Raw genomic sequence first — 6,326 nt, forward strand, 5'->3', positions numbered from 1 at the left:
GTGAGTGCTGTACGTATCGCCACCGCCGACGGCCACGCCGTCACCGTGACCAGCGTCGGTGACGCCGTCCCGGACTGGGCCGCCCGCTACTTCGGCGCCTGGTGGACCGCGACGCCGGTCACGGACATCGCCGGGCCCGTGGTCTCCGGCGACGTCGACGAGGAGGAGCTGCGCGCCCTGACGGCCGTGGTCGACGGCTCCTTGCCCGAGCGGATCGAGTACGCCGGCGCCGAGATGCTCTATGTCCGCGAGGACACCATGGTCACGGCCGTCCAGCCGACGGAGGGTCTCGCCTACCGGTGGGACGCGGAATGGAAGCTGCTGCGGATCGTCGGCACCGACGAGACCGCCGTCGCCACCGCCGCCGCCCGACTGGCCCGCGAGGTCGTCCGGGCCCAGCTCCTCGCCGACGGCTGGGCGGTCCTGCACGCCTCCGCCGTCACCGGCCAGGACGGAGCCACGATCCTCACCCTTGGCGACAAGGGCGCGGGCAAGACCACCACCGCTTTCACTCTCGCCCGCGCCGGATCGGCCATGCTCGCCAACGACCGCGTCTTCGCCCGCGTCGACGACTCCGGAACGGTGCGGGTGCTGCCGTGGCCGTCCGCCGCCGCGATCGGCTTCGGACTCCTCGACGCGCTCGACCTCGTCGAGACCACCCGCGAACGCCTCGCCTCCGGCGAGCAGATGCACCCCACCCAGCACCAGAAGGTGACCGACGCCCTCCTCGCCGGGGGCCGCGAGCCGTTGTGGAAGTCGTCCGGCAAGGAGCTGAAGCCGCAGTTCTGGCCTGACCAGCTCGTGAGCTGGCTGTCCATCCAGCTCGCCACCCAGGGCCACGCGGCCGGAATTCTCTTCCCGCAGATCACCCACGATGCCGCCCCGCGGCTGATCGAGATCTCGCGCGGCGTGCAGGACGGCGACTTCTTCGACGAGACCACCGAGGACCGCTACCCCGACGCGTTCGGGCTCCTGCCCCCGGCCGCCGACCACACCGCCCTGCGCGCCCGCCTGGCGGAACTGCCCCGGCAGGGCCTCGTCATGAACCACGACACCAGCGTCAACGCCACGGTCCTGAAGGACGCCGTGGCCCGCCTGAGTGTTTGACCCTCACGCTGGCAGTCCGAGCATTTTCCGCGGGGACCCGACTAGCGCACGGTGCCCCTCCCTGCCCCAGCCGCGCGAGGAGGGGTGCCTCGATAACACGCTGAGGACTGATGAGGACTGTCCGGCTGGGTAGGGACCCGAAACCCCCGGGCTTTCCGTGCAACTATTCGAGCTGTTCGCGAGTCTGAGTCGGACACGGCATTTCCGTGTCCGACTCAGACTTGTGGGGGCTTCACCTTGCAGTTCCGTTCCACCGGCAGCCGTCTCGCCACCGCCGTCACGGCCGTCCTCGCGGTCACCGCCCTCGGCGCCGGCACGCTGGCGACCGCCCCGGCCGCGCTCGCGACGACATCGGCCTCGTCCGGGCAGGCCGACACCACGCTTCCCGTCTACCCCGAGGGCTCCTCCCTCGCGGGCGCGGGCACCAGCGGGTTCTTCACATACGACTACGTCGACGCCGACAGCATCACGGACCTGGTCTGGACGCCCTACCACGGAGGAGCCTCGAAGCGGCTCCGGCATCCCAAGGACGGCGGCTACGCCCTGGCGGGCAACGACGTGGCCGTCGTCGGCGACGACAGCTGGCCCGATGCCATGCAGTCGATCACCTTGTGGAACATGGCCGACCCGGCGGCCCCGGGCGTGGACATCGACCTCGGCGCGCTGAACGGCACCTACGTGGCCGTGCTGAGCCCGACGAGCGTCCTCGCGGACATCCGGAAGGCGGACGACACGAGCGAACTGCGCGTCGTCACCAAGGACGGCGCCACCACGACCACCCGAAAGATCACGGGCCTGCCGGCGGACGCCACCGAGATCAGCGGCTCGACGGTCCTCGGAAGCTCCGTTCTCGTGAGGTACGCGGCGGGCCCGCCGGACGCGCGCACCGGCCACCGGGCCCTGGTCGACGTGGCGGCCGGGACGATGACCGAGACCTACTCCTCCGCCAAGGCCGGATACAACAACGACTCCGGCCACCTGACGTTCTCCGCTTCGCACGTGGCCTGGCTCGACCAGGACGACACCGAGGCGTACGTCACGTCCGTCGACCGCAAGACGGGCGAGGAGAAGAAGACCGTCCTGGGCGACAGCTTCCACGAGTGGTACTACGAGCTGGTGGGCGACTGGTTGGTGTACGGCGCCTACTGGGCACCGGCCAAGGCCGTCTCCCTGACCAGCGGCGAGACTCGCGTCCTCGACGTCACGGCGTCGGAGTCGGCGCCCTCGGCCGACGGCAGCGCGGTGCTGCGTGGCAGCCGTGACGCCGACGGCGACGGGCTGTTCCGCGTCGGGGCCGGTGCGGACGGCACCCCGATGGTCACCAAGGTGGCGGAGACGGGCCAGGTGATGCCCCCGCTGGAGATCGAGCAGGTCCACGTCCCCGACGCGGTGAACCTCGACCAGACCGGCGGCAAGGCGACCCTGGGCTGGACGCTGTCGCGCGCCGACGCCTACCTGGACGTCACGCTCACGCACACCGCCACCGGCAAGGAGTTCAAGAAGCGCCTGGCCGCACCCGCGAGCGGCACGCTGTTCTCCTTCGACTGGGACGGCGTCATCGCGGGCGTCGATGCGCCGAACGGCACGTACGGCGTGGAGGCCGAGGCAACGCTCCTCGACGGCACCGGCGAGCCCGCCTACCAGGGCTGGCTCATGAACATCACCCGCACGTACAACCCGCACGACTACACCAACAACGGCTCCACCGACGTCCTCGCCCGGGACGCAGCCGGCGTGCTGTGGCGCGACGACCTGCGGGACCGTCCGGACTACGGCCAGGTCAAGCCGGCGCAGCGGACGAAGATCGGCCCCGGCTGGCAGACGTACAAGCAGATCGAGGCCGTCGGCAACGTCGGCGGCGGCGCCGTCGGCGATCTGATCGCGGTCGACGGCTCCGGTGTGCAGTGGCTCTACCTGGGCAAGGGCGACGGCACGTTCGCCACCCGGGTGCAGGTCGGCACCGGCTGGCAGATCTACAACAAGCTCGCCGGCGGCTCGGACCTCGACGGCGACGGCCGTTCCGACCTGGTGGCCACGGACAGCGCCGGCGTCCTGTGGTTCTACAAGGGCACGGGCAGCTACACGAAGCCGTTCGCGCCCCGGGTGAAGGTCGGCGGCGGCTGGCAGATCTACAACCAGCTCACCGCCGTCGGGAACATCGCCGGTTCGGCAGCCGGGGACATGGTCGCCCGCGACACCTCCGGCGTCCTGTGGCTCTACCAGGGCAATGGCAGTGGCGGCTTCTCCACGCGCGTGAAGATCGGCGCCGGCTGGGGCGCGTTCTCCCAGCTCGTCGGCGCGGGTGACCTCGACAACGACGGCCGCCCGGACCTGATCGCGTACGGGGCGGGCGGCACGTACGTCTACCGCTCGACGGGCTACGCTACCGTCCCCTTCAGCCGTCAGTCGACGTCGCTGTACGCGGGCGAGGGCACGAAGTTCAACAGCGTGATCTGAGGCATGTCCGTGCTTTGAACGGACCGGTTCGCCCGCGGTGTCCCTCCTCGTCCCAGCCGAGGGGGAGGGACACCGTACGGTTGTCGCCGTCCGGCCCGTGTACCCGGAGGACCCGTTCATGACCAGCGCCGCGCCCACCACCCCGCGGCCGAGTACTGGGACACGCGCACGCCCCATCGGGGAGAGTAGGGAGACGCGCCCCGGCCCCAGGCCGAGCTTTCGACTGACCGGGCTCGCCGCCGGCGGGCCCGGCGCCGATCCCGCCGCACCCCCGCCGCCGCCCCTGGACCTCGGGCCGGCGGAGGGCGAGAACGCGGCCTTCCTCGCCGGCACGGGGGTGGAGGTCACCGCCGTGGACTTCTCGGCCGTGCAGGTCGAACGTGCCCGGCGCTTCTGGGACGGCGAGCCCCGGCTCACGTTCGTGCACGCCGAGGCGTGCGCCTTCCTCGACGAGAGCACCTGCCGGTTCGACGCGATCTACTCGACCTGGGGAGCGGTCTGGTTCACCGACCCCGAGGAGCTGTTCCCGCGCGTCGCCGCACGCCTCACGCCTGGCGGCGTCTTTGCGTTCTCGCACCGCGAGCCGATCGTCGGCCAGTACGGTGCGCAGGAGACGGGCGGGAAGTGGCTGGAGGGCCGCGAGACCGAGCTGACCGTCTGGCGCTGGCAGTACGGGCCCGAGCAGTGGGCCGACATCCTCAAGCGCCACGCCTTCACCGCCGTCGACGCGAAGGTGCTGCCGAACCCCGACCCGGCCGCCCTCGGCACGCTCCTGGTCACCGCCACGACCGCCCCCTGACCTGCAGCGCGCTGGCTTCACGGCAGACCCAGCCGTGAACGTGGCCCCCGCCGGCCTCTTCCCGCGGGGCCACATGCGTTAAGACCGTGTCCTATGTGGTGAGGCGGTCGTTAGGGGCGTCATGGGGCGGGGTACGTGGAGTTGGATGGTTCCGGACGGGTTGTGGGAGATCGCGAAGCCGCTGATCCCGCCGTCGCGGGTGCGGCCGCAGGGTGGTGGGACGCAGGACACGCCTGATGAGACGCTGTTCGCCGCGATCGTCTACGTGCTGGTGTCCGGCTGTGCCTGGCGGGCCCTGCCGCCCTGTTTCGGGGTTTCGAAGTCGACCGCGCACCGACGGTTCCTGATCTGGTCCCGTGCCGGGGTGTGGGGCCGGCTGCACGAGGAGATCCTGCACCGCCTGGACGACGCCGGCCTGCTCGACCTGTCCCGCGCGGTCCTCGACTCCGCCCACGTGCGGGCGAAAAAGGGGGCGAACTCACCGGTCCGAGCCCCGTGGACCGCGGCAGGGCGGGTTCCAAGATGCACGTCCTGTCGGACGCGAACGGCCTGCCCCTGGTCGTCGGCGTCACCGCGGCCAACACCCACGACAGTCAGGCCCTGAAGCCCGTGGTGCTCGGTCACCAAACGAGACACGACCCTCACCGCGGCCGTCATTTCAAGCCCCAGCGTCTGCATGCCGACAAGGCCTACGACATACCTGAGCTGCGAAAATGGCTCCGCGGGAAACGCGTCGGGGTCCGTATCGCCCGCAAGGGCATCGAATCCAGCGAACGACTCGGCCGCCGCAGGTGGGTCATCGAGCGGACCATGTCCTGGCTGACCGGCTACCGCCGGCTCAACCACCGCTACGAGCGCCATCCCCGCAACTACCTGGCCTTCCTCGGCCTCGCCGCCGCCCTCTGCTGCTTCAAGCGACTGGTCCGCCTCACCACATAGGACACGGTCTTACTCAGTGGCACGATGCTCTCACGCAACGTGGCGAGCCAAACGCCCGTACGTATGAAGCCGGTTGGAGCCGGACGCCCTCACAACCCGAGGGCACCCCCATGACCGCCCTGTGGCGGCAGGTACAGAGAGAGAAGCATCATGTCCCGCATCCGTACGATCTCCCCCAAGCAGCCTCTCGCCGCCGCCGCCGGCGCCGCCGTCATCATCGTGATCGTGGTGACAGCCGCCGCCCTGACCGCGCTCACCGGCGAGGCCTCGCCCACGCGACCGCTCAATGTCCTCGGCCTGCTCGTCGCCTCCGCCGCCATCGGCGTCCTCACGATCCGCCTTGCGGCCACCGGAATCGCCGACCGGCTGCGCACCTCGGCGATGCGCATCCTCACCCCCACACCCCCACACCCTCGCAGGGCTGAGTGAGGGCAGAGGAGGTGGCTCCATGGCGACCCGGAAGGGCCGGCCACCGAGCCCGGTGGCCAACGCCGTCAACGGCCTGGGCAAGTTGGCCGAGTACCTCCGAGCGGCACGCTGCAAAAGGGAACTGTCCCGCGAGCAGCTCGCGATCAAGCTCGGATGCTCCATCACGACCATCCAGCGTGCCGAAGGAGGAAAGACCCCTCCCGCACGCGACACCCTCGACGGGTACATCCGCGTCTGCGTCCTGGACCACACCCAGGCCGAGGCGCTGTGGAGTAAGGCCGTGAACCTCTGTCGCGGCCGCACGCCACGCACCTACACACAGGCCCCCGGCCCGATCTTGTGCGCACCGCCGACGAACTCGGCGCCGCGCTCGCCCGGGTCTGGGAGCAGGACGGCCGCCCTTCGACGAGGGAAATGGAGAGGCGCGCGGAGGGCCGCTACAAGGAGACCAGGGCGCCTCTCTCCCGCAGCACGGCGGAGAGGATCTCCCGGCGCAAGTCGCTGCCGGGTTCGGAGCGAACTTTGTACGCGCGTACCTGATCGCCTGTGAGGTGCCCGAGGCGAAGTTCCCCATGTGGGCCCAGGCATGGGGACG

At 70.6% G+C, this 6,326-nt stretch carries 6 protein-coding genes; all 6 read left to right on the forward strand.

What is annotated here, in order from left to right; all coding sequences use genetic code 11:
* The 6 genes from ACN9M0_RS39550 to ACN9M0_RS39575 all read left to right on the forward strand — a co-directional run bounded on the left by ACN9M0_RS39550 (position 1) and on the right by ACN9M0_RS39575 (position 6,281).
* A complete protein-coding gene (locus ACN9M0_RS39550; RefSeq protein WP_426402793.1) occupies positions 1–1,107 on the forward strand; it encodes a hypothetical protein in 1,107 nt (368 codons plus the stop codon).
* Between the two features lie 237 nt (positions 1,108–1,344).
* A complete protein-coding gene (locus tag ACN9M0_RS39555) occupies positions 1,345–3,564 on the forward strand; it encodes an FG-GAP repeat domain-containing protein (RefSeq protein ID WP_426402792.1) in 2,220 nt (739 codons plus the stop codon).
* Between the two features lie 118 nt (positions 3,565–3,682).
* Positions 3,683–4,363, forward strand: coding sequence for a class I SAM-dependent methyltransferase (locus tag ACN9M0_RS39560; RefSeq protein ID WP_426405258.1), 681 nt, complete (start codon positions 3,683–3,685; stop codon positions 4,361–4,363).
* Positions 4,364–4,484: 121 nt separating this feature from the next.
* Positions 4,485–5,302, forward strand: a protein-coding gene (locus tag ACN9M0_RS39565) for an IS5 family transposase (protein ID WP_426402790.1) whose coding sequence is annotated in 2 segments (ribosomal slippage) — positions 4,485–4,827 and positions 4,827–5,302 — 819 coding nt in all. Because the reading frame shifts where the segments join, the coding sequence is not laid out codon by codon here.
* Positions 5,303–5,452: 150 nt separating this feature from the next.
* The gene (locus ACN9M0_RS39570; RefSeq protein WP_426402789.1) at positions 5,453–5,731 is read left to right on the forward strand and encodes a hypothetical protein; all 279 of its coding nucleotides are present in this window, start codon (positions 5,453–5,455) and stop codon (positions 5,729–5,731) included.
* Between the two features lie 19 nt (positions 5,732–5,750).
* Positions 5,751–6,281 (forward strand): helix-turn-helix domain-containing protein, encoded by a 531-nt coding sequence (locus tag ACN9M0_RS39575; RefSeq protein WP_426405259.1) that lies wholly within the window; start codon positions 5,751–5,753, stop codon positions 6,279–6,281.
* Positions 6,282–6,326: the final 45 nt, after the last annotated feature.

Source organism: Streptomyces sp. R-07, assembly GCF_049913175.1.
Classification (GTDB): domain Bacteria; phylum Actinomycetota; class Actinomycetes; order Streptomycetales; family Streptomycetaceae; genus Streptomyces.

Bases quoted from the DNA above. Each gene is read 5' to 3' on its own strand.
- ACN9M0_RS39560 (WP_426405258.1), top strand. From the start codon at position 3,683: ATGACCAGCGCCGCGCCCACCACCCCGCGGCCGAGTACTGGGACACGC.
- ACN9M0_RS39570 (WP_426402789.1), top strand. From the start codon at position 5,453: ATGTCCCGCATCCGTACGATCTCCCCCAAGCAGCCTCTCGCCGCCGCC.
- ACN9M0_RS39575 (WP_426405259.1), top strand. From the start codon at position 5,751: ATGGCGACCCGGAAGGGCCGGCCACCGAGCCCGGTGGCCAACGCCGTC.